The 392-nt window shown below is 50.8% G+C and carries 1 pseudogene; it reads right to left on the minus strand.

What is annotated here, in order from left to right:
• A pseudogene (locus J7R10_RS09425) lies at positions 1-326 on the minus strand (phage tail protein); the annotation flags it as partial.
• Positions 327-392 lie beyond the last annotated feature (66 nt).

Raw genomic sequence — 392 nt, forward strand, 5'->3', positions numbered from 1 at the left:
CACCATGCCCGCGCCGTCCAGGCGGGTGGAAAGCGTGCTGGCAATCGAACCCGGTCAGGCCCTCAATCAATGGCGGCAAGAGAACAACGCAAACGCGGGCATTCAAGCCCTTGATCATTCGAATCATAAAGGTTTGGGACATAAGGTGTAGGTTCTGCAAGCCACTATTCTTCAGTCAACCACGGCAAGAAGCGGGGAGGGCGGGTGATAAGCTTGCTGCGCAAAATCCCCAAAACAGAACCATTCACATCGTGATGAAAATCGCATGCCTCAGCAAGGCGTTTATCAAATTCTATTGCATTGCTTGAGAGTAGGAAGGCAACCATTAGCGGGCGCGTCCTTTGAAGTTTAAGGTGACTTTACCAAGTGCTAAAGCTTCTTCATCACAAGCT

Origin of the sequence: Bartonella vinsonii subsp. berkhoffii ATCC 51672, from assembly GCF_902825225.1 — a bacterium.
GTDB lineage: Bacteria > Pseudomonadota > Alphaproteobacteria > Rhizobiales > Rhizobiaceae > Bartonella > Bartonella berkhoffii.